This window comes from Pseudomonas fluorescens, from assembly GCF_000967965.1.
GTDB lineage: Bacteria > Pseudomonadota > Gammaproteobacteria > Pseudomonadales > Pseudomonadaceae > Aquipseudomonas > Aquipseudomonas grandcourensis.
This window is the reverse complement of the sequence record NZ_LACC01000017.1, coordinates 275906-295123: the sequence shown is the minus strand read 5'-3', so window position 1 is coordinate 295123 and position 19218 is coordinate 275906. Positions and strand designations below refer to the sequence as shown.

Genomic DNA, 19218 nt, shown 5'->3' with positions numbered 1-19218 from the left:
ATGGCAGAGAGATAGACAACGCGGCGGGCAAAACTGCCCACCGGTGCTTCAGGAAATTTCTCGACGGAACGGCGGCAACGCATTGAGGATGGCTTTGCCATAGCGCTGAGTCACCAGGCGCCGGTCGAGCAAGGTGATGGTGCCGCGGTCTTCTTCGGTGCGCAGCAAGCGGCCGCAGGCCTGGACCAGCTTCAGCGAGGCGTCCGGCACGGAGATTTCCATGAACGGATTGCCGCCACGGGCTTCGATCCACTCGGCCAGTGCGGCCTCGACCGGATCATCGGGTACCGAAAACGGAATCTTCGCGATCACTACGTGCTCGCAATAGGCACCGGGCAAGTCGACCCCTTCGGCGAAGCTCGCCAGGCCGAACAACACGCTGGAATCCCCGCCATCGACCCGCGCCTTGTGCTTGTTCAGGGTTTCCTGTTTCGACAGGTTGCCCTGGATGAACACTTGCTTGCGCCAGTCGCGGTCCAGGCCGTCGAACACGTCCTGCATCTGTTTACGCGAGGAAAACAGCACCAGCGTGCCCCGCGAGCCTTCGACCAACTCCGGCAGATCACGAATGATCGCGGCGGTATGCGCAGCTGCATCACGGGGATCGGCGTTCAGGTTCGGCACCCGCAGCACACCGGCGTCCGCATGATGGAACGGGCTTGGCACTACTGCCGTCACGGCCTTTTTCGGCAGACCGGCGCGCATGCGGAAGCGGTCGAAAGTGCCGAGGGCCGTCAAGGTCGCTGACGTCACCAGGCAGCCATACGCCACGTTCCACAGGTTGCGGCGAAGCATTTCCGCCGCGAGGATGGGGCTTGCATTGACCTCGATATCGAACAGCGAACCGCTTTCGGCCAGGGTCAGCCAGCGCGCCATCGGCGGGTTGTCTTCCGGGTCTTCGACGGTGAAGGCGGTCCACAGCTCCCAGTTGCCGGAAGAACGCGACAACAGACTGCCGAACAGCGGATACCACTCTTCGGCCTGGTTGCTGGCGATGCCGATGTTGACCTCGCCGTCCATGCCTTCCTTGAGCAACTCGGTCAGGCGGGTGAACAAATCGGTCAGGCGGGCGAAGCCTTTCTTCAGTTCGATGCCCATTTCACGCATGTGCTCGGGAATCACCCCGCCGACGAAACGGTGACGCGGGCGCTCGCGGCCTTCGACGTCTTCGCCGGGTTTGAAATCGGCAATCTGCTCGCAGGCGGTGAACATGAACTGCTGCTGGGTCTTGATCTCCCGCGCCAGCTCCGGCACCTGTTCGATCAACTTGCCCAGGTCCCCCGGCAGCGGGTGCTGGGCCAGAAGCTTGGTGAGGTTCTTGGCGGTGGTTTCCAGCCAGTCGGCAGTGGAGCGCAGGCGCGTGTAATGGGCGAAGTGGCCGATGGCCTTGTCCGGCAGGTGATGGCCTTCGTCGAACACGTAGATGGTGTCGCGCGGGTCCGGCAGCACGGCGCCGCCGCCCAGGGCCAGGTCGGCCAGCACCATGTCGTGGTTGGTGACGATCACGTCGACCTTGCCCATGCCTTCGCGGGCCTTGTAGAAGGCGCACTGGCCGAAGTTCGGGCAATGACGGTTGGTGCACTGGCTGTGGTCGGTGGTCAGGCGCGCCCAGTCGGCGTCTTCCAGGGCGGTAGACCAACTGTCGCGGTCGCCGTCCCACTTATTGCCGGCGAGCTTCTCGATCATGCTGGTGAACAGCTTCTGACTGGCCTCATCGACCTCGATCTTGAAACCTTCTTCTTCGAACAACTGCGCCGTGGCGGTTTGCGCGTGACCTTCCTGGAGCAACATGTCGAGCTTGGAAAGGCACATGTAGCGCCCGCGTCCCTTGGCCAGTGCAAAGCTGAAATTCAGCCCGCTGTTGCGCATCAGGTCAGGCAAGTCCTTGTAGACGATCTGCTCCTGCAGGGCCACGGTGGCCGTGGCGATCACCAGGCGTTTGCCCGCGGCCTTCGCCGTGGGAATCGCTGCCAGACTGTAGGCCACGGTCTTGCCGGTACCGGTGCCGGCCTCCACCGCGACAATCGCGGGGTCGCCACTGCGCCGGCCTTCGTCGTCGGTGTCGATATCACCCAGGACCTTGGCGACTTCGGCGATCATCAGGCGTTGGCCGTAGCGCGGCTTGAGGCTCTTGGCTTCGAGAAAACGCGAGTAGGCGCCCTGGATCGTGGTTTTGAGTTCAGTGCTGATCATGGATTGTCGGGCGCAAAAAACGCTGGATAAATTTTCAGTAGTTTGAGAGGGCGTTCTCAGTTAGTTTCCACGCCGCGTTGTCGCCTTAAAGCGAGCCAGGCAAGGCGCAGGCCGCTGGGAATGGTTGTTCCCTTTCCAAGGCCTGCAACGCAGTCTGGCTCGCTTTAAGGCACAACCCGAAGGGCCGGGCCTGCTGTTGTGCAGGGCTGCGTTGCTCGAAGCTTATTTGGAATGACCAAACTACGCTTCTCGCGCCTTGCCCTGCACAACAGCAGACCCGGCGCGGCGCGGAAACTAACTGAGAACGCCCCCTGAATCGGCCGCTATCATACCCCGCTAATGAATCCCGCGCAGAACGGAGTAACCCAATGACACCTTTTAGCCTCATTTATAGCCTGCATGTACTGGCGGCCCTGGTCTGGGTCGGCGGCATGTTTTTCGCCTGGATGGTCCTGCGCCCCGCCGCGATCAAGGCACTTGAAGGCCCTGCCCGGCTGAAGCTGTGGGTAGAGGTGTTTCAAGGTTTTTTCCGCTGGGTCTGGGTGGCGGTGGTGCTGTTGCCAGTCAGCGGCGTGGGCATGCTGCATATGCATTTCAATGGTTTTGAAGCCGCGCCGCGTTATGTGCAGGTGATGATGGGCCTGTATTTGGTGATGACCGCGCTGTTTATCCGCATTCAGGCGCTGATGCTGCCGGAACTGCGCACCGCCGTGGCCGAGCAGGATTGGCCAGCCGGTGCAGCGATACTGGGGCGGATTCGTCGGTTGGTGGGGATCAATCTGTTGGTGGGGTTGGCTTTGGTGGCGATTGCTGCGGCTCGGCCGATGTTTTGAATCTGCCGAGCTTTTGTGGCGAGGGGGCTTGTCGGAACGCCGCATCGCCCCGTTGGGTTGCGAAGCGGCCCCAATTCCGGCAATCGCAATACTGCTGAAGGTTAGCGGTGTCTGGTTTTACGACTGCTTCGCAGCCGAACGGGGGCGAGCCCCCTCGCCACAGGGCTCTCGGTGTTGCTTACAACCGCTGCACGGTCACCAAACCCGCCGCGCCTTCCGGCCCAGGCTGACCATCAACCCCGGGTTTACCGCTCTTGCCGCCATCGGCCTTGTAGATCAGGCAGCCCTTGGCCTTGCCACCCGCACCCGGTTTGCCGCCAGGGCCGGCCAGGCCACCGGCACCGCCGGCTACCTGAACCTTGATCCGGTCTGCCGGGAAGTCGTGCGGTACTGCCAGCTTGACCAGCGCCCCCGGTGCTCCCGGCTGGCCATTGCTACCATCACTGCCATCGGCACCGCGCCCCGCCTGACCCCAGGTGCAGCCCGGTTCCTGGCCGTTGCCCCCATCAAGTCCAACGAACCCCGGTGCGCCCGCACCACCGCGAGCATCAACGATCAATTGCGCTGCGTTCAGTGCCTTGATCTGCAAATCAAGGTTGCGCCCGGATCGAGCGGCCTTCTGGTAAGTCCCGGGGGCGCCACGGGAGGTGATCTGGCTGCCTTCGGACAAATCAGCGCGACGGACCTTCAGGGCCAGCGCCTGTTCTCCCGGCACGATGGCAATGCGCGCTTCACGCCCCAGATGCAATTCACCCACGGTGACTTCCGTGACGTTTGAAGGAATCAGCAAGGTGCCGTAATCGGCCACTTCCAGGCGTTCCAGTTGCAGGGCGCTGGCGGTGTTGGGCAAGCGCATCAGCGAGTTGGTTTCGACACTCACCACCTGAGCGCTGGCCAATGGGCTGATGAGTGCGGCGAGCAGACAGAGTTTACGCATGGGAAGCCTTCGAAGCGGTGGGGGCTGGAATGGTTTGCAGATGGAATACGCCAAAAATGACGATCTTCAGGCGGTCAAGCCAGGGATGTGCGCGACCTCGAAGGCTGCGATAGCACAGCAACGCTTCCAGAAGATGGATGACTCCCAACAGGCCACCGGCCAGGTTGACCAACGGGTGCAGCGGAAAGACAAACGGTGTAAGCAGATTGACCAGCACTACCGCCCAGAACAGCAAGGTCAGTAACCGCCCCAGTCCCCATATGACTTTCATACGCGCCCCCGATGAGAATTATTGTTTGCGCGCACAGTAACGGCTTCCACGCGGGATAAGCCAGAGGGCAACGGAAAAATCTTCATGAAGGCCGCCAAACGGCCGTCGCAGCGATCACACCCGTCGCCCGACGGCTCTATCTCTTGGCTCAGCGGTTTATATGCAGCTCCACACGACGGTTTTTCGCACGGCCCTCTTCTGTTTCGTTGTCAGCAATCGGTTGGCTCTTGCCCTTGCCTTCGCTGGTGACTTTGTTCGGCGCCACACCCTGGCTCAACAGGTATTCCGCCACGCTGCTGGCACGCCGCTCCGACAAGCTCTGGTTATAGGCATCCGAACCGACGCTGTCGGTATGGCCGACCACCTTGATGCTGACCACATCGGCATCCTCGAACTTGCTCATCAACGCGTCCAGTTGACTCTTCGCCGTCGGGGTCAGGTCGGATTGATTGAAGACAAACAGTACATCGCTCAGCGTAATGACTTCGGATTGCGCAGGCTCGGCCTGGACGCTGTCCGGGTACTGCGGCGCCGGGCAACCGCGATGGTCGACCGGGGTATTGGCAGGAGTATCAGCGCAACGGTCGCGCCGGTCGAAAACGCCGTCACCGTCTTCGTCGCCATCCTGGGCATAGCAGATCAAGCCGCCGGACAAGACACCCAGTGCAGCCCCACCCGCGGCCCAGGCACCACTCTCGATTGCGCCCAGACCACCACCGACCAGGCCGCCGATGAGGCTGCAAATTGGCCAGGTGCGTTGATTGAGGGGGGCAGTGCCATCACTGTGGGTCGCGCAGCCGGTCAAGAGGCTGCCAAGTAGCAGAACCGGCAAGACGGTCCTTGTGAGAACGATCATATTGAAAGCTCCTGTGTACCGGCCCATACCGGTTACACAGGAGTAAAGACCCGCATCCGCGACTGCACAAGGCGCGGATGCGAGGGGGCTTAACGCTGGATTTTGATTTCGGTGCGACGGTTCTGAGCACGACCGTCAGCGGTTTTGTTGTCAGCAACCGGCTGGCTTTCACCGGCACCGACAACCGACACGAAGTTGCTGCGAGGTACGCCTTGCTCGATGAGGTATTCAACCACCGAGTGGGCGCGTTTATCCGACAGTTTCTGGTTGTAGGTGTCACTGCCCACGCTGTCGGTATGGCCGGTCACGGTCAGTTGAGCGGTAGGGGCTTCGGCTTTCAAGCGAGTGGCAATCTTGTCGAGTACCTGTTTGTCGGACGAGGTAAGCGTGGCTTTATCAAACTGGAAGTGGACATCGCGAATGACGATGGTTTCTTCCTTGACCACAACCGCCTCTTCGACCACAGGTGCTGGAGGAGGGCAACCGTTGGCATCGACCTGAACGCCTTTTGGCGTGCCTGGGCACTTGTCGCGACTATCCGGCACGCCATCGCCGTCTTCGTCGCCATCACCGTGTACCCAGCAATAAGCCGCTGCCGTACCGCCGACGAGCAGAGCACCATACCCTGCCCATGCCGAGCTTTCGGTCGCACCGAGGCCCGCCCCCACGACACCACCAACCGCCGCACAGGTCGGCCAGTCGGTTTTCTGCAAACCTGCGCAACCAGTCAAGACACTGGTTAACAGAACCAAGGGTAATGCTGTCCGAACTATGCTCATCTAGTTTTCTCCTGTTGGATCGGCTTAGAACCGATTCAGGTAGTAAAGACCCGAGTTTTAAACTCCGCCAGCAATAGGCCATGCTGTTTATTCGCGTATTAACGGCAGGTTGGCGCTTTTGTCGTCAGGGCGCTCTAGGCCCGAACGTTAGGGCAGGCTAGTCTTGGCAGATCTGATTGAGGATCTTCGATGATTGCAGGTATTTCTTCACGCACGCCACAACAGGCACTGGCCGCGTTACTTGACCGATATGCCCCCGCACGCCTGTTGTTGATCGGCGCCAGCGAATTCCCGGCACTGGAGGCTTTCAAGCTCGCTCACCCGGACAGCTGCGTCGCTTTCGCTGCCCCCGGGCCATTGCCCGCCGAGCTGGCTGCCCGCCGTTTCGACCTGGCCCTGGTGGTCGATTGCCTGGAGCATTTGCCCAAGCGCGACGGCCTGAACCTGCTGGGCGGCATCCGCAACCTCAACGCCAGCCGCATCGCAGTGCTGGCGGATCTCCCGGCCTGCGGCTGGCAGGAAACGGACTTTTTCTCCCTGGCTCTGCAAGCCAGCGAACGCTTTCAGAGGGACGAACAGGTCCTGACCCTGTTCACCTATGATCTGCTTGAATACAAACAAGTCCCCGACTGGCTCAATTCGCGATTCTGGGCCAATCCGGAAAACTTCGGGAAATACTGGTGGTAATGCAATGATCTGACACCTTGCAAGCGTTAGATTCCCATTGTATTAGAAGGCAGCCCCTTACGAACTCATTGTCTGAGCTGGTGATTAAGGGGCGATCTAATGGCCCTGAATCTGTAAAAGCAGACTTCAGGGATTGGGTGTCTGGTCAATGCAGGGGATGGTTGATGGAGCTTGTGAGGGCAACTCAAGATTTTGTGATTGCTGGGCAACCTTACCCGGGATTCCCCATTCTTCTGTGGGACTCGATGGAGAGTTGTATCCCCGTCAAAAGGAGGGGTGGGTGAAGCGTGTGCCCTTCACCTACGAAGAACGCAACGTAAAGCGTGAAGCGAGCTTCCTTGCGCATGTAGATGCCAGTGGGGGCAAGACCATGGCAAACGATGTAATGCCCCTTACCTAAAAGACCCTGCCCAAGTTTCTGAGCATGGCCGAGATCAAATCGCTCCTGACCGCAGCGGAGAACCCCCATCATCGGATGATGGTGCGCCTAGCGCTGTATACGGGCCTTCGCCGCGAGGAAATCGCTGCCTTCCCGCCGGTCTATGTTTTCGACCCGGACAAGGCTGGACAAACCGATCGCAACCTGCTCATTCGGCTCGATCCGTTTGACGGCAGTGGCATGGTGACCAAAGGCAGCAAGCGGCGAGATATTCACGTTAGTCGCCGATTCATATCCGATCTCTATCGCTATGTGACGAAGGTGCGCAGCGAGCGTGCCTCGCTGAGCAAGAACCCGCAAAAGGCGTTGTTCCTCAATAAGTCCGGGGAACCTTATGGGGTTTACAAAGACCGACCTCAGCGTCCCGCAAATCGAGTACAGCCGCGACATGGCAGGCAATGTGGTCATCCTGCCCGAGGCCATTCCGCCAAGTAACACCTTGATCAAGTTCAGGCGGAACGCCACCACCAGCCGTAGCTTCGATTTTGCCCGCTGGTACGGCGCTGGCATTGACCCCATCACCTACGCCTGCCAGCTCCAGATCGAGCGCTTCCTCTCTGATGGGGAGGCAGTCCTCGTGACCAGCACGGTGGCTGGCTACTGTGACGGACTGCGCTATTTCCTCGACTACTGCATGGTGCGAGCGACGGCATTTGGCCGAGAATTGGCTTTGGCCGATGTAACCCGCGACCTGATCGACGGTTATCTCGGCCATCTCGCTGGGCTAGGCGTGGCAACTATCAGTCAGAAGAACCACTACGCGAAGATCAAGTCCGTACTGCTTGCCTTAGGGCGGCGTGGGCGGATCAACCTGGTCACCTCTGGCGATGCGGCCACTTTTCCGAATAATCCCTTTCCGAACATCAACCGCAAGGCTAATGGCGAGACCGCGCTGTCCAAGCGCGAGCATCAAGCGTTAACCGTGGCGCTGCGGCAGGCCATCAAGCCGATCTGGGACGACGATGCACATGTGACCGGTGAACTCCTAAGCCTTATCCTGCTAGTCGTAGCACTGCACACTGGGCGAAATACCACGCTATTGCTGGAAATGGGCCGCGACTGCCTGCGCCCGCACCCTAAGGACAACACCGTGTTCCTGGTGCTATGGAAACGGCGTGGTTACAGCTCCAGCAAAGTGGCCCTCCGCGCCGCGTCAGACGCCGAACGCCTTTTGGAGTCCACGCCGAGCGTCAGGACCACTGTGGAACGGCTGATCCGTCGCGTGATGACTCAATGCAGTGGCTCCGATCGACCTCAAGGGCCGCGTGTGGCTGTTTCGCAGTCGCTCCAGGAGCAATGCCGGCGAAGTCATTGCGTTGAATGACTCATCGTTGATAGGGGCAGTAATCAGCCTTGTAGCTCGCTATAACCTGACAGATAGCGATAGAAAGCCATTGCGCATTAACATCTCGCGCCTGCGCAAGACCTTCGCCAACCGCATCTTCGAGCTGACCGATGGCGATTTGGCGACCACTGCCGCGGCCCTCGGCAATACCCTGCGGGTAGCCGACCAAAATTACTTGGCGCCAGGCGAAGTTGCCCATCGCAACTGGCAGTTCATGGGTGAGGTATTGGTGCAGGAGTTGCTAACCCAGACCATTGGAGCGACCTATAAGAATACCCCGATGGGCCACTGCTCCGATCCAGTGAAGGGCCAGTACGCTCCGAAGCGCGAGGGCGCGACCTGCATGAACTTCATAAACTGCCTGCGGTGCAGTCACTATGCAGTGACCGCCGAGGATCTGTACAAACTGTTCAGTTTCTACTTCCGCGTGCTAGCCGAGCGCTCGCGCATGAACAAGCGACGCTGGGCACGAGAGTACGCCCACATCCCTCGTTTAATCGACCACTACATCGTTGCAGAGGGTCTTCGTCGCGGCACATTCAAGGCCGCCGTCGTGGCGGCCGCCCGTGAGCATGCCCGCACCCTACCGCATCCATTCTGGTCGGTTGATCTGATTGACAGCCTTGAAGTCTTTGCATGAGCGAAAACAACTCGGTGGCAACAACCTGTGCCTCCTTTGCAGCCCAACCTGGCGATGTGCGTGGACTTTCCGAATTCGAACGCGACGCCCTAATTGTCAGCAGCACTCAGGTCGATGGAAAGTGGGTCATCCTCAGCCGCTACGGAGATATTACGTGGCAACTCGTCGGTTTCACGAGCAACGTGCCTATGAGCAGGCGGCGGCTGGACTTCAGCACCGTACCGCCGGCGTTTCGAGTGGTGATGAAGGCGATGTTGTACCGCTACCTACGACGTGGGCGCAAAAACGGCGTGCGACCTAAAGGCGGCGCGATAAAAAACTTACTCCTATGTGCACTGCCATTTTTACGCCAATTAGAGGCGCTTAAGCTCGATCACATTGGCGCGACGACGCCCATGGTCTGCGGGACCTATGTGAACACCCGCAAGGCGTATGGGCAAACCATGCAGTTTAAGGGTAAGCCACTTTCGCAAAGTGGAATGGAATCCCGTTTCCGAGCCGTCGAAGCGCTCCATGAGCTCAGTCAATACACCGACGACCGGATGCCGAAGCATCCATGGCCCGAGACTTCAGCGGCGGCATTGGCAGGGCTCACCGGCCGTGGACTCAATTACAGCAGCAAAACACATCTGATTCCCGATGATGTGTTCTGCATTCTGTTCGAGCGAGCCTACCAGCAAGTTGAACGTGGTCAGCAACTGCTTGATCTCCGGGATGCATTGGATGCTCTAACAACGCAGCGAAAAGGGCAACCTACCAGTACCGTCTATGCTGCCAAGAACCTTCAGCTTGGCTCCCTTGGTTGGGAGGGCGGTCTGAACTCACTCAATAAGGCACTACTCGATCTGCGGACGTCTTGTTACATCGTCGTAGCCAGCACCTCCGGCTGTCGAAACCATGAGCTGACCAACCTACAGTCAGGCGCACACCACCGCACCGAGGACGATGAAGGCACCATATACCACTGGATGCGCTCTCGGTCGGAAAAAACCGATGCTGGTGTGCATGACTGGATGATCCCCGAAGCCGCTTAGCGCGCCCTGCGCCTGATGGAGCGCTGGAGCGCCCCCCCTATCAGGCCATGATCGCCGCCGAAATCATGCAGCGGAGACGCGCCAATCCATATGATCCGCAGATCGTGGAGGCACAGAAGCACCGCCATGCGCTCTTTATCGCTGTGGATCTAAAAACCAATCAGGCACGCACGCTTTGCAACAGAACTTGGAATGAGCGCCTTAAGGCATTCACGAAGGATTGCGGTCTGAGTTGGAACCTCACTACCCATCAATTCCGCCGCAAGTTCGCCAACTATGCCGCGCACAGCCGTTTCGGCGACCTGCGCTACCTCAAAGAGCATTACGCGCACTGGTCGTTGGACACGACCTTGGGCTACGCCATGGACGATAGCTGGGGACAACAGCTGGACCTTGAACTGTACGCCGATATTCAAGGTGAGGTGGAAGACATAAAACTCAGCGTCGTAGACAAATGGCTAGGTGACGAACCCTTGGCCGGGGGCTATGGCAACACGCTGAAGAAGTGGCAGCGAGAGCCTCAGAACCTGCTGATCTTCAAGGATCACGCCTCGATGCTGAAGTCCATTAGTGAGAGTACCGCAATCCGTAGCAACGGCCATGCCTGGTGCACGGCGGACAATGACGGTGGCGTCGGCAACACCCTTGAATGTACCCACTGCGGCGACTGTAACCATGCCGTGATTGGACGTGGCCACGCGCCCATCTACCAGCGACTCTACGATGATTTGAAAGGGTTGCTGCATTGCCCGGACATTGGCGAGGGCGGTCATCAGCGCGTTGAACGCAACCTGAATCGCTGCCGTGAAGTACTGATACAGTTGGGAATGGACCGGGAGACTTTAATCGCATGAAACTCAAGGACAAAACGGCCAACTACAAGCCTGCTGAAGATCGCGAGAAGGATCTGAAGCTTGCACTCCTCCGCATCCAGAAGGGACGTGCCCACACTAAGGAATCCAAGGTTACCATCGCGGCAGTCGCCCGTGAGGCGGGCGTATCGACGGCGCTGATCCACAACCACTACCCACGAATTGCCGAGGTTATCCGAGAGGCTCAAGGTCGCTCCAGTCGCGCTATGCGTGATGTGAAACAACAAGACTTGATTGTGGAACGCAAGAAGTCCGTAGCGTACCGTCAGGAGATCGAGGAATTGCGGGCCAAGGTCGCCAGTCTCGCATCCATCAACGAGGTGCTGATGGACGAGAACCGTGTGCTCAAAGCTAAGATGAACGACCCTAAGGTGGTCGAGCTGACTTCAAGGAAGCCGCATGGATAGGTCGATTTTGCATAGCATGCATTCGCACCCTTTTGCGTCGAGAGAAAGGTCAGTACAGAAACATCCTTAGTAACCGAGGCCTATATTGCTCCGTGTAAACCACTTTTGTTCCTTTTTAACCACGGTGGTTTGTGCATGTATTACCGAGGTCGACTCGTCAACAGCCTCAACGCCATGCCAGGCGAAAGCGGGCATAATGTCGTGATTATCGATTGCAGGCGTCGGATACGACGGGAGGTTTTGACCAACCTAATGCAATGCAATGCAATGCAATGCAAGTATGTCGAGTTTGGGCATTAGCAATATACAATTCGAGCCGCAATGACTTCTGCGCAAGGCTATTAGGCTTACACCAATCGAAAAGGTTGGTATGAGTTTGTGTTCGACGTGATCAGGGTCACATTGATACACGGCGAAAAACGACCCAAAGAGGCTCTACGCGATATGCTCGGAAGGAAGAGTGGCAGCCACTGAGCTAGCAGCACGATCACCTTTGCAACGGGATGAGTCCCGCTAGAAATCGAAAAAGATTCGGCCCTAATTGAAATTCAGCCCTGGCGTGAAACAGGACAGAAGGGTCGATGAACCATACGGTTGCCGCAATGCCATGCGCTGCGGCGTAATAACGCACAGGCTGGTGGTAGCATATGTCGTTCAGGTTTGTTGCACTGACGTCATGAAACACATAACGCGGGTCTGCTCGACAGCGACCCTTCACTCATGGCCGCCTGCCGTGGGTAGCAGCATGAAATCAATCATGAATAGCGCGAGCAAGCGTGTTCGATAGCAGGAAGAAGACATTGAAGATACTCGTTACTGGAGGTGCAGGGTTCATCGGTTCGGCATTGGTGCGTCACATCATTGCCAACACGGGTGATTCGGTCGTCAACGTCGATAAACTGACGTACGCAGGCAACCTGGAATCACTACTGGATGTGGCTGACAATGAGCGTTACGCGTTTGAGCGCATCGATATTTGCGATCGCGAACAACTCGACCGTGTCTTTGCACAGCATCGTCCAGACGCAGTGATGCACCTGGCGGCAGAGTCTCATGTCGACCGTTCTATCAGCGGTCCTTCCGATTTCGTCCAGACCAATATCATCGGCACCTACACCTTGCTCGAAGCCAGTCGTCAGTACTGGAACGGTCTTGCACCAGAACAGCAAATAACGTTTCGCTTCCATCATATTTCCACCGACGAGGTTTACGGTGACCTCGAAGGTCCGGAAGACCTCTTCACGGAAGAGACCCCCTATCAGCCAAGCTCGCCTTACTCGGCAAGCAAGGCCAGCTCCGATCACCTGGTGCGCGCCTGGACCCGTACATACGGGTTGCCGACCCTCGTCACCAATTGCTCCAATAACTACGGGCCGTTTCATTTCCCTGAGAAACTGATTCCGCTGGTGATCCTCAACGCCCTGGAAGGCAAACCCCTGCCTATCTACGGCAAGGGTGATCAGGTGCGCGACTGGCTTTATGTAGAGGATCACGCGCGAGCGCTCTATACAGTAGTGACCGAGGGACAAATCGGCGAGACGTACAACATTGGCGGCCACAACGAGAAGAAGAACCTCGAAGTCGTGCTCAAGTTGTGTGAGCTGCTTGACGAATTCCGCCCCAATTCGCCACATGTACCACACGCCCAACTGATCACTTACGTTCAGGATCGGCCAGGTCATGACCAACGCTATGCGATCGACGCTGCGAAGATCCAGCGGGAGCTTGGCTGGGTGCCAGAAGAGACGTTCGCGACCGGCATCCGCAAAACTGTCGAGTGGTATCTGAATAACCAGCAGTGGGTGGAACATGTGAAAAGCGGCGCCTACAAGACCTGGATCGATCAGAACTATTCAGAGCGTCTTGCCTGACATGAAAATACTGCTGCTCGGAAAGAACGGCCAAGTCGGCTGGGAACTGCAACGCGCTTTGGCGACGCTGGGCGAAGTGGTGGCGCTTGACAGGCATCCGGTGGACGGTTTGTGCGGCGATCTCGGCAACCTGGAGTTGCTGAGCAGGACGATCCGCAACATTTCCCCGGACGTTATCGTCAATGCCGCAGCCTACACCGCTGTAGACAAGGCCGAAACCGATCGAGACAACGCTCGCCTGATCAACGCTCAAGCCGTGAAGCTGCTCGCACAGGAGTCGGCGCGGCTGGGATGCCTGCTCGTGCATTACTCGACCGATTACGTCTTCGATGGCAAGGACGTTAGGCCGTGGCGCGAGACTGATGCGGTTGCCCCCGTCAACTTTTACGGGGCTACAAAACTGGAAGGCGAGCAAGCCATACAAGCTTCAGGGTGCGACTACCTGATTTTCCGCACCAGTTGGGTATATGGTGCCCGAGGCAACAACTTTGCACGCACCATGCTCAAACTGGCTACTGACCGGACCGAGCTCAAGGTGATCGCCGATCAGATTGGTGCCCCCACTGGCGCAGATCTGATTGCCGATGTCACTGCCATTGCGATCCGACAGGCCAAACACGACAACAGCGTGTGTGGTATCTATCACCTTGCCGCATCAGGCTTCACCTCTTGGCACGAATATGCCACGCTTGTGATCAACATGGGCCGTCAAAGCGGTTTGCCCCTGGCAAATGAGCTCGTCACACCGATCCCTACCGAGCAGTACCCAACGCCCGCACGCCGCCCACTGAACTCAAGGCTCAACACTGAAAAGCTGCGCCAGACTTTTTCCATCCATCTGCCCACTTGGCAGAGTGGAGTAACCCGGATGCTAAAGGAAGTATTAGACAAATGACGGTCATCAATCGCAAAGGCATCATCCTCGCTGGCGGCTCTGGTACGCGCCTGCACCCGCTGACTCTGGGTGTGTCCAAGCAAATGCTTCCAATCTTTGACAAGCCGATGATCTTCTACCCGTTGTCAGTTCTGATGCTTGCCGGGATGAAAGAAATTCTGATTATCTCCACCCCTGAAGACCTACCTTGCTTTAAGAAACTGCTGGGTGACGGGAGTCAATACGGTATTCAGTTGAGCTATGCCGAGCAGCCAAGCCCAGACGGTTTGGCCCAGGCCTTCATCATTGGCGAAGAATTCATCGGGCAGGACCCATGCTGCCTGATCCTGGGTGACAACATTTTCTTCGGCCATCACTTCTCCCAAAATCTTAGTGTGGCAATGTCGCAGCCTTCGGGCGCCACTGTGTTTGGCTATCACGTGTCGGACCCCGAACGTTTCGGCGTGGTCGAGTTCGACAGTACAGGCCGCGCACTTAGCATCGAAGAAAAACCGCTCAAGCCAAAATCCAACTACGCAGTGACCGGGTTGTATTTCTATGACAACCGCGTTGTTGAAATAGCCAAGAACATCAAGCCCTCCGACCGTGGCGAACTTGAAATCACTGACGTAAACCGTGCTTACCTTGAAGACGGTTCACTGAACGTTGAAATGCTTGGCCGTGGCTTTGCCTGGCTGGACACAGGTACACACGAGTCGCTGCTGGAGGCGAGTCACTTCGTGCATACCATCGAACAGCGCCAGGGCTTGAAGGTTGCTTGCCTTGAGGAAATTGCATTCCAAAACGGATGGATCACACCGGACGAGCTCCGGGCCCAGGGCGAAAAATTGAAGAAAACGGGCTACGGCCAATACCTGCTGAAAATTCTGGCTGAGGCCAACGACACATGAAGCTGATTCAAACTTCGATTCCGGATGTAGTCATCATCGAGCCAACCGTCTTCAGTGATGAACGCGGCTGGTTCATGGAAACCTTCAACGAAGCCCAGTTTCACTTGGCGCTGCAGGCCCTTGGCCTGCCAACGCCGCGTGCGTTTGTTCAAGATAACCATTCTTCTTCGGCGAAAGGGGTTCTACGCGGCTTGCATTTCCAGCGGGCACCGCACGCTCAGGGCAAACTGGTACGCGTGGTCAAAGGCTCTGCCTATGACGTAGCTGTCGATATCCGCCCGGATTCCCCAACCTATGGGGCATGGGCAGGGGTCGAACTCACCGCTGCGAACAAAAAAATGCTTTGGATTCCCGAAGGTTTCGCCCACGGTTTCCTCTCGATGGAAGACGACACTGAGTTCCTTTACAAGACCACAGACTATTACGATAAAGCGTCGGAAGGCGCTATTCAGTGGAATGACGAAACGATTGGGATTGAATGGCCAGTGTCCTTCGCACCAATCGTCAGTGCCAAGGACCAAGCAGCGTGCCGGTTTTCAGAACTGACCAAGGCGGGAAAATGAGGCTGGCCAAATGGCTGAGTTTTCAGGTCTAGATTTTGTGCAAAATCCCTTGTAATGCGCTGACGTGTACGGGCGAGGGGTCGTCAAGGGGTATCGATACCGTTGTGGCCGGGCATTTTTTAGAAGTGCTGCAATAGCAAGCCATCGATGCATTCAGTGGCCAACTGCATGGCTAGCACGCCGGGGCTGGCCATGCTTTTTTCGATCAGCTGCGCCGGTTTGTCAGCAGAGGCGAAAACCTAGCTGATGTATGTGATCACACAAATCTACATCAGCGCGATTATTATCGGATCGTGGTGGAGTAAGGCAAAAACTTACAAACCAAGAATTCTCGCCCGGTACTTATAGCAATCCAAGAGAGCTATCAAAGGAAAAAATGTCGCAAACCCTCGAAGTCGTTGCCCTGTATGCGGTGAGCATTTTCCTCTTGGATAAGCTGTACAGTCACATAAAAATTCTCTCCCCCGATACACTCAAGCGATCCTCTCCGCTTGATGCACTCCGTGGTTTTCTAGCAACCTCGGTAGTATGCCATCACTTCACGATCACCTATTTCTGGAAGACAACGGGTTACTGGGCTCGGACGGGCAGCCCTATCATTGACAACATGGGCAGTGTGTCCGTATCTCTGTTCTTCATGATCACGGGCTTCCTGTTCTTCGATAAAATATATCAAAAAAAGCCGAACTGGCCGACCCTGCTAAAATCAAGGATCAAAAGAGTTTATCCACTGTATATTTTTGTTGTGTTTCTGGTCATGGTACTCAGCCTCTATAAAACAGGATTTATTTCCACACCAACAAGCACGATCATCAAAGAAACCTACAAATGGCTGATTTTTTTAGGATCCCCTTTTAATGGCTACCAGGATAGCAATTTAATAACCGCCTATGCTCACTGGACATTGAAGTACGAGTGGTTATTTTATATTTCACTGCCTGTCATTGCCCTGATTGCAAACTTCAAGGCACAAGGTACGACCTTGGTTTTATCCCTACTCGGCACCTTGGCTTTACTGCACATTTACGGCAACACTGTAGACGTCAAATTTTTCACATTATTCATCATCGGCTTTGTGCCGGTACTCATTAAAAATCATTTCCCCACGCTACTGCCCCACTTAAAAAAGCCGATATGCTCAGCAATAGCCTTACTTGCTATAGCGCTTAGCTTATTTTTCAAAGAACCCTACCCGATATCTCAGATGCTACTTCTCGGCATCCCTTTCCTTATGTTTTCCCTCGGAAACGATCTATTCGGCATCCTAAGCAGGACCGGACTCAAAGCACTTGGAGAGATCAGCTACAGTATTTACCTACTTCACGGCACCCTACTGTTCTTCACCTTCTCAATCCTGCCTATCTACAATTTTACAGACTCGTCATTTTCCCGGTTCGCTCTGCTGCTGCCTCTGATCCTCCTCATTGTTTCGGCCATGTCAACGTTTACCTACTTCGCCATTGAAAGACCTTTTCTACGGAAAAAATCCCTCTATGGCTCAGCTGCGACAGCTCGTCCCGGCAATATTGACAATCGTACATAGAAGGAACGTACAGCTCCGCTGGTGCCTGTTCGAGTACAATTCAGAGTAGTATCGACTCATAAAAAGCAGACGACCAGACTGGCCACATCGCGTGGCCGCAGCCTCGGCGTTTATTCTAGGCATGCTTGGCATGCCGGTTGTAAGCGATCCACCGTGTACACATACAAAGCTGCCAGTTGAAGCCTGATGCTGTGCTCCCGGTTCCCATCAGGAGCCCGCAACCATTATGCGTCCCGAGGCCAAAGTCGAAAATCTATGGTCCCCTCCTTTTTTGCAACCCTGATCAATGATGGTTAGTTGGCTTGCCTAAATCTATTCGGCGTCTGGTTGGAGCTGCCTTAAACGCTGGGTAGCGCTGACACGCTACCTGGAAGATGGGGCAGTGCCCATCGGTAGAGTCGGGATGTGGCGCGGTGGCTCGCGCTCCGTTTCCACACCCCGCTCGTCAAACCGGACGTGCGCTACTAACGCATCCGGCTTTCGTCCGAAATCGATATACCTTCGCACTCGACACATCGGCCATTCGCACAGGCAACTGATGCAGGCCTAGCTTTCCATATAGAAATGCATATGGGTATAGACGGTACCCAGAGCGGCCTCGCCGCTTATGCTTCTTGACCAACCAGCGTCGGATACGGCGTTCAGTGTAACGTTGCAGAATTCAGTAGTGCTTGAGCACAGGCCCTTGATCGAAGTAACCAGCCCAGCCTCGAAGGATCGAGTTGAGTTCAGCTATCCGGTGCTCTACCGCATCCCACGTCATGCTAATCGCTGTTTCGTCATGGATTTTGCTAATAATCGACTTCATCGCCCCTTTCGAAGGCTGAGTGCCGATATAGGCTTTCCCATGACGATCGTATTGCCTGCCTAGGTTGTATCCCAGAAAGTCGAGTGACTGTTCCGGGAGTTTTACCAGCGCCGTTTTTTCTTCGTTGACCGTCAGCCCCAGCCGCGCCATCAAACCACTCATCAGCACCATTGCCTGCTCTCCACTGCCGGGGCGGCAGCAGATCACCATATCGTCCGCGTAATTCACAATCCTTGCATGCAGACGTCTGGCGTAGCCAAACTTTTCCCAGGCCAGAATGAAGCGCCTGAAATACACATTGGCTAGTAGCGGCGAAATCACCGATCCTTGAGCGCTGCCACGGTGCGTGTGCTTGACTTCGTTGGTGCGTCGAGGCTTTCCGTCAATAAGTTCGATAACGGCCACCTCAAGCCATTGCTTGATCAGCCGCAATACCCTGCCATCCGAGATACGCCGGGCCAGACATTTCATCAAAGGCCCGTGTGGAATGGTATTGAAATAGTCACGAAGATCCGTATCGACAACGTCTCTCAACCCAACCCGCGCGGTGTAATGGTGCACCTGCCTCACGGCTTCCTTGGCATCTCGACGAGGTCTGAAACCATACTGTGATGGCTGCATATCCGCTTCGAAAATCGCTTGGAGTGTGAGATTAAGGGCCATTTGAACAACGCGGTCTCGAATGCAAGGAATTCCCAAGGAACGAAGTTTGCCGTTCTTTTTGGGAATCCGTACCCGCCGTAGGGGCTGAGGTCGATATCCACCCGACTTCAGCTCCTCGCGTAGCTGAGCCAGCCACTCCATAGACCCTATGCTTTCAATGTCTTCGAATCGCTGACCATCCACACCGTGGCTGCCTCGGTTTGCGCTGCAACGTTGGTAGGCAATGACCAAAACATCGATTCGATAGACTTTGTCCCACAGGCTGCAGAAGCGAAAGTCTGGCTCTGTCTTAGCTTTCACATACAGGGCACGCTGTAGCTTCCGAACGCGATTTCTTACTTGGGTTAATAGGCCTGGGGCCAATCCCATCGTTCTTGCTACTTTGTAGTCCCCTCTTGAACCAGGGCTCCTTTCCTACTCCGGCATTACCCGGCCTCAACGATACTACGAGCCCATCCGCCACCTGCCCGAGCCAGAGCCATCCCTCACGGGCGCTCTGTTTGTATGGCCGTGTCTGACGGTCATTTCACCCTGGCAGGTTTCCCCTGTTTCGTATGAGTTCTCTTCTGTACATGCCATCACCACTACCCCGGCGGCAGTGCCAAGTTCGTCTGACGCTCGATCCCTCGGCACTATCAACCTTCCCCGTTATTATGGCGGGTCGGCTACCGCAAGGCATTTTCGGGGCCTGC

Annotated in this window: 15 protein-coding genes and 2 pseudogenes; 11 read left to right on the top strand and 6 right to left on the bottom strand. The window is 56.4% G+C overall.

What is annotated here, in order from left to right:
- Nucleotides 1-48: 48 nt before the first annotated feature.
- Nucleotides 49-2193 carry an ATP-dependent DNA helicase DinG gene (gene dinG, locus VC35_RS15585; RefSeq protein ID WP_007992389.1) on the bottom strand — a complete coding sequence of 715 codons (2145 nt, stop codon included), beginning with the start codon at nucleotides 2191-2193 and terminating at the stop codon, nucleotides 49-51.
- A gap of 368 nt (nucleotides 2194-2561) precedes the next feature.
- Here dinG and VC35_RS15580 point away from each other — a divergent pair, with 368 nt between their 5' ends.
- Nucleotides 2562-3026 (top strand): CopD family protein, encoded by a 465-nt coding sequence (locus VC35_RS15580; protein WP_046041249.1) that lies wholly within the window; start codon nucleotides 2562-2564, stop codon nucleotides 3024-3026.
- 178 nt (nucleotides 3027-3204) lie between these two features.
- Here VC35_RS15580 and VC35_RS15575 read toward each other — a convergent pair whose 3' ends face one another.
- The 4 genes from VC35_RS15575 to VC35_RS15560 all read right to left on the bottom strand — a co-directional run bounded on the left by VC35_RS15575 (nucleotide 3205) and on the right by VC35_RS15560 (nucleotide 5869).
- Nucleotides 3205-3963, bottom strand: a complete 759-nt coding sequence (locus VC35_RS15575; protein ID WP_046041247.1) for a hypothetical protein — start codon at nucleotides 3961-3963, stop codon at nucleotides 3205-3207.
- Complete coding sequence (locus VC35_RS28970) at nucleotides 3956-4234, bottom strand: DUF1145 domain-containing protein (protein ID WP_080925321.1); 279 nt, start codon at nucleotides 4232-4234, stop codon at nucleotides 3956-3958. The genes VC35_RS15575 and VC35_RS28970 overlap by 8 nt, the downstream gene beginning before the upstream one ends.
- Nucleotides 4235-4382: 148 nt before the next feature.
- Complete coding sequence (locus tag VC35_RS15565; protein ID WP_046041244.1) at nucleotides 4383-5090, bottom strand: PA1041 family peptidoglycan-binding anchor lipoprotein; 708 nt, start codon at nucleotides 5088-5090, stop codon at nucleotides 4383-4385.
- 89 nt (nucleotides 5091-5179) lie between these two features.
- Nucleotides 5180-5869 carry a PA1041 family peptidoglycan-binding anchor lipoprotein gene (locus tag VC35_RS15560; RefSeq protein WP_046041243.1) on the bottom strand — a complete coding sequence of 230 codons (690 nt, stop codon included), beginning with the start codon at nucleotides 5867-5869 and terminating at the stop codon, nucleotides 5180-5182.
- 189 nt (nucleotides 5870-6058) lie between these two features.
- Here VC35_RS15560 and VC35_RS15555 point away from each other — a divergent pair, with 189 nt between their 5' ends.
- The 10 genes and pseudogenes from VC35_RS15555 (at nucleotide 6059) to VC35_RS15505 (ending at nucleotide 17055) form a co-directional block, all read left to right on the top strand.
- Nucleotides 6059-6556 (top strand): DUF6231 family protein, encoded by a 498-nt coding sequence (locus VC35_RS15555; RefSeq protein WP_046041242.1) that lies wholly within the window; start codon nucleotides 6059-6061, stop codon nucleotides 6554-6556.
- Nucleotides 6557-6980: 424 nt separating this feature from the next.
- Nucleotides 6981-7430, top strand: a complete 450-nt coding sequence (locus VC35_RS30040; RefSeq protein ID WP_259674437.1) for a site-specific integrase — start codon at nucleotides 6981-6983, stop codon at nucleotides 7428-7430.
- Nucleotides 7330-8980, top strand: a pseudogene (locus VC35_RS15540) (hypothetical protein). Before VC35_RS30040 ends, VC35_RS15540 begins: the two are co-directional and overlap by 101 nt.
- Nucleotides 8977-10868 (top strand): annotated as a pseudogene (locus VC35_RS15535) (site-specific integrase). The pseudogenes VC35_RS15540 and VC35_RS15535 overlap by 4 nt, the downstream one beginning before the upstream one ends.
- On the top strand, nucleotides 10865-11293 hold the full coding sequence (locus VC35_RS15530; RefSeq protein ID WP_046041237.1) for a hypothetical protein: 429 nt from the start codon (nucleotides 10865-10867) through the stop codon (nucleotides 11291-11293). The pseudogene VC35_RS15535 and the gene VC35_RS15530 overlap by 4 nt, the downstream one beginning before the upstream one ends.
- Nucleotides 11294-12093: 800 nt before the next feature.
- Nucleotides 12094-13164, top strand: coding sequence for a dTDP-glucose 4,6-dehydratase (rfbB, locus tag VC35_RS15525; RefSeq protein WP_046041236.1), 1071 nt, complete (start codon nucleotides 12094-12096; stop codon nucleotides 13162-13164).
- A gap of 1 nt (nucleotide 13165) precedes the next feature.
- Nucleotides 13166-14059 carry a dTDP-4-dehydrorhamnose reductase gene (rfbD, locus tag VC35_RS15520; protein WP_046041235.1) on the top strand — a complete coding sequence of 298 codons (894 nt, stop codon included), beginning with the start codon at nucleotides 13166-13168 and terminating at the stop codon, nucleotides 14057-14059.
- On the top strand, nucleotides 14056-14949 hold the full coding sequence (gene rfbA, locus VC35_RS15515; protein WP_046041234.1) for a glucose-1-phosphate thymidylyltransferase RfbA: 894 nt from the start codon (nucleotides 14056-14058) through the stop codon (nucleotides 14947-14949). The genes rfbD and rfbA overlap by 4 nt, the downstream gene beginning before the upstream one ends.
- Nucleotides 14946-15512 carry a dTDP-4-dehydrorhamnose 3,5-epimerase gene (gene rfbC, locus VC35_RS15510; protein ID WP_046041232.1) on the top strand — a complete coding sequence of 189 codons (567 nt, stop codon included), beginning with the start codon at nucleotides 14946-14948 and terminating at the stop codon, nucleotides 15510-15512. Before rfbA ends, rfbC begins: the two co-directional genes overlap by 4 nt.
- A 376-nt stretch (nucleotides 15513-15888) precedes the next feature.
- Nucleotides 15889-17055: an acyltransferase family protein gene (locus tag VC35_RS15505; protein WP_046041231.1), complete on the top strand. Its 1167-nt coding sequence runs from the start codon at nucleotides 15889-15891 to the stop codon at nucleotides 17053-17055.
- 661 nt (nucleotides 17056-17716) lie between these two features.
- Here VC35_RS15505 and ltrA read toward each other — a convergent pair.
- On the bottom strand, nucleotides 17717-18826 hold the full coding sequence (gene ltrA / locus VC35_RS15500; protein ID WP_221174488.1) for a group II intron reverse transcriptase/maturase: 1110 nt from the start codon (nucleotides 18824-18826) through the stop codon (nucleotides 17717-17719).
- Nucleotides 18827-19218: the final 392 nt, after the last annotated feature.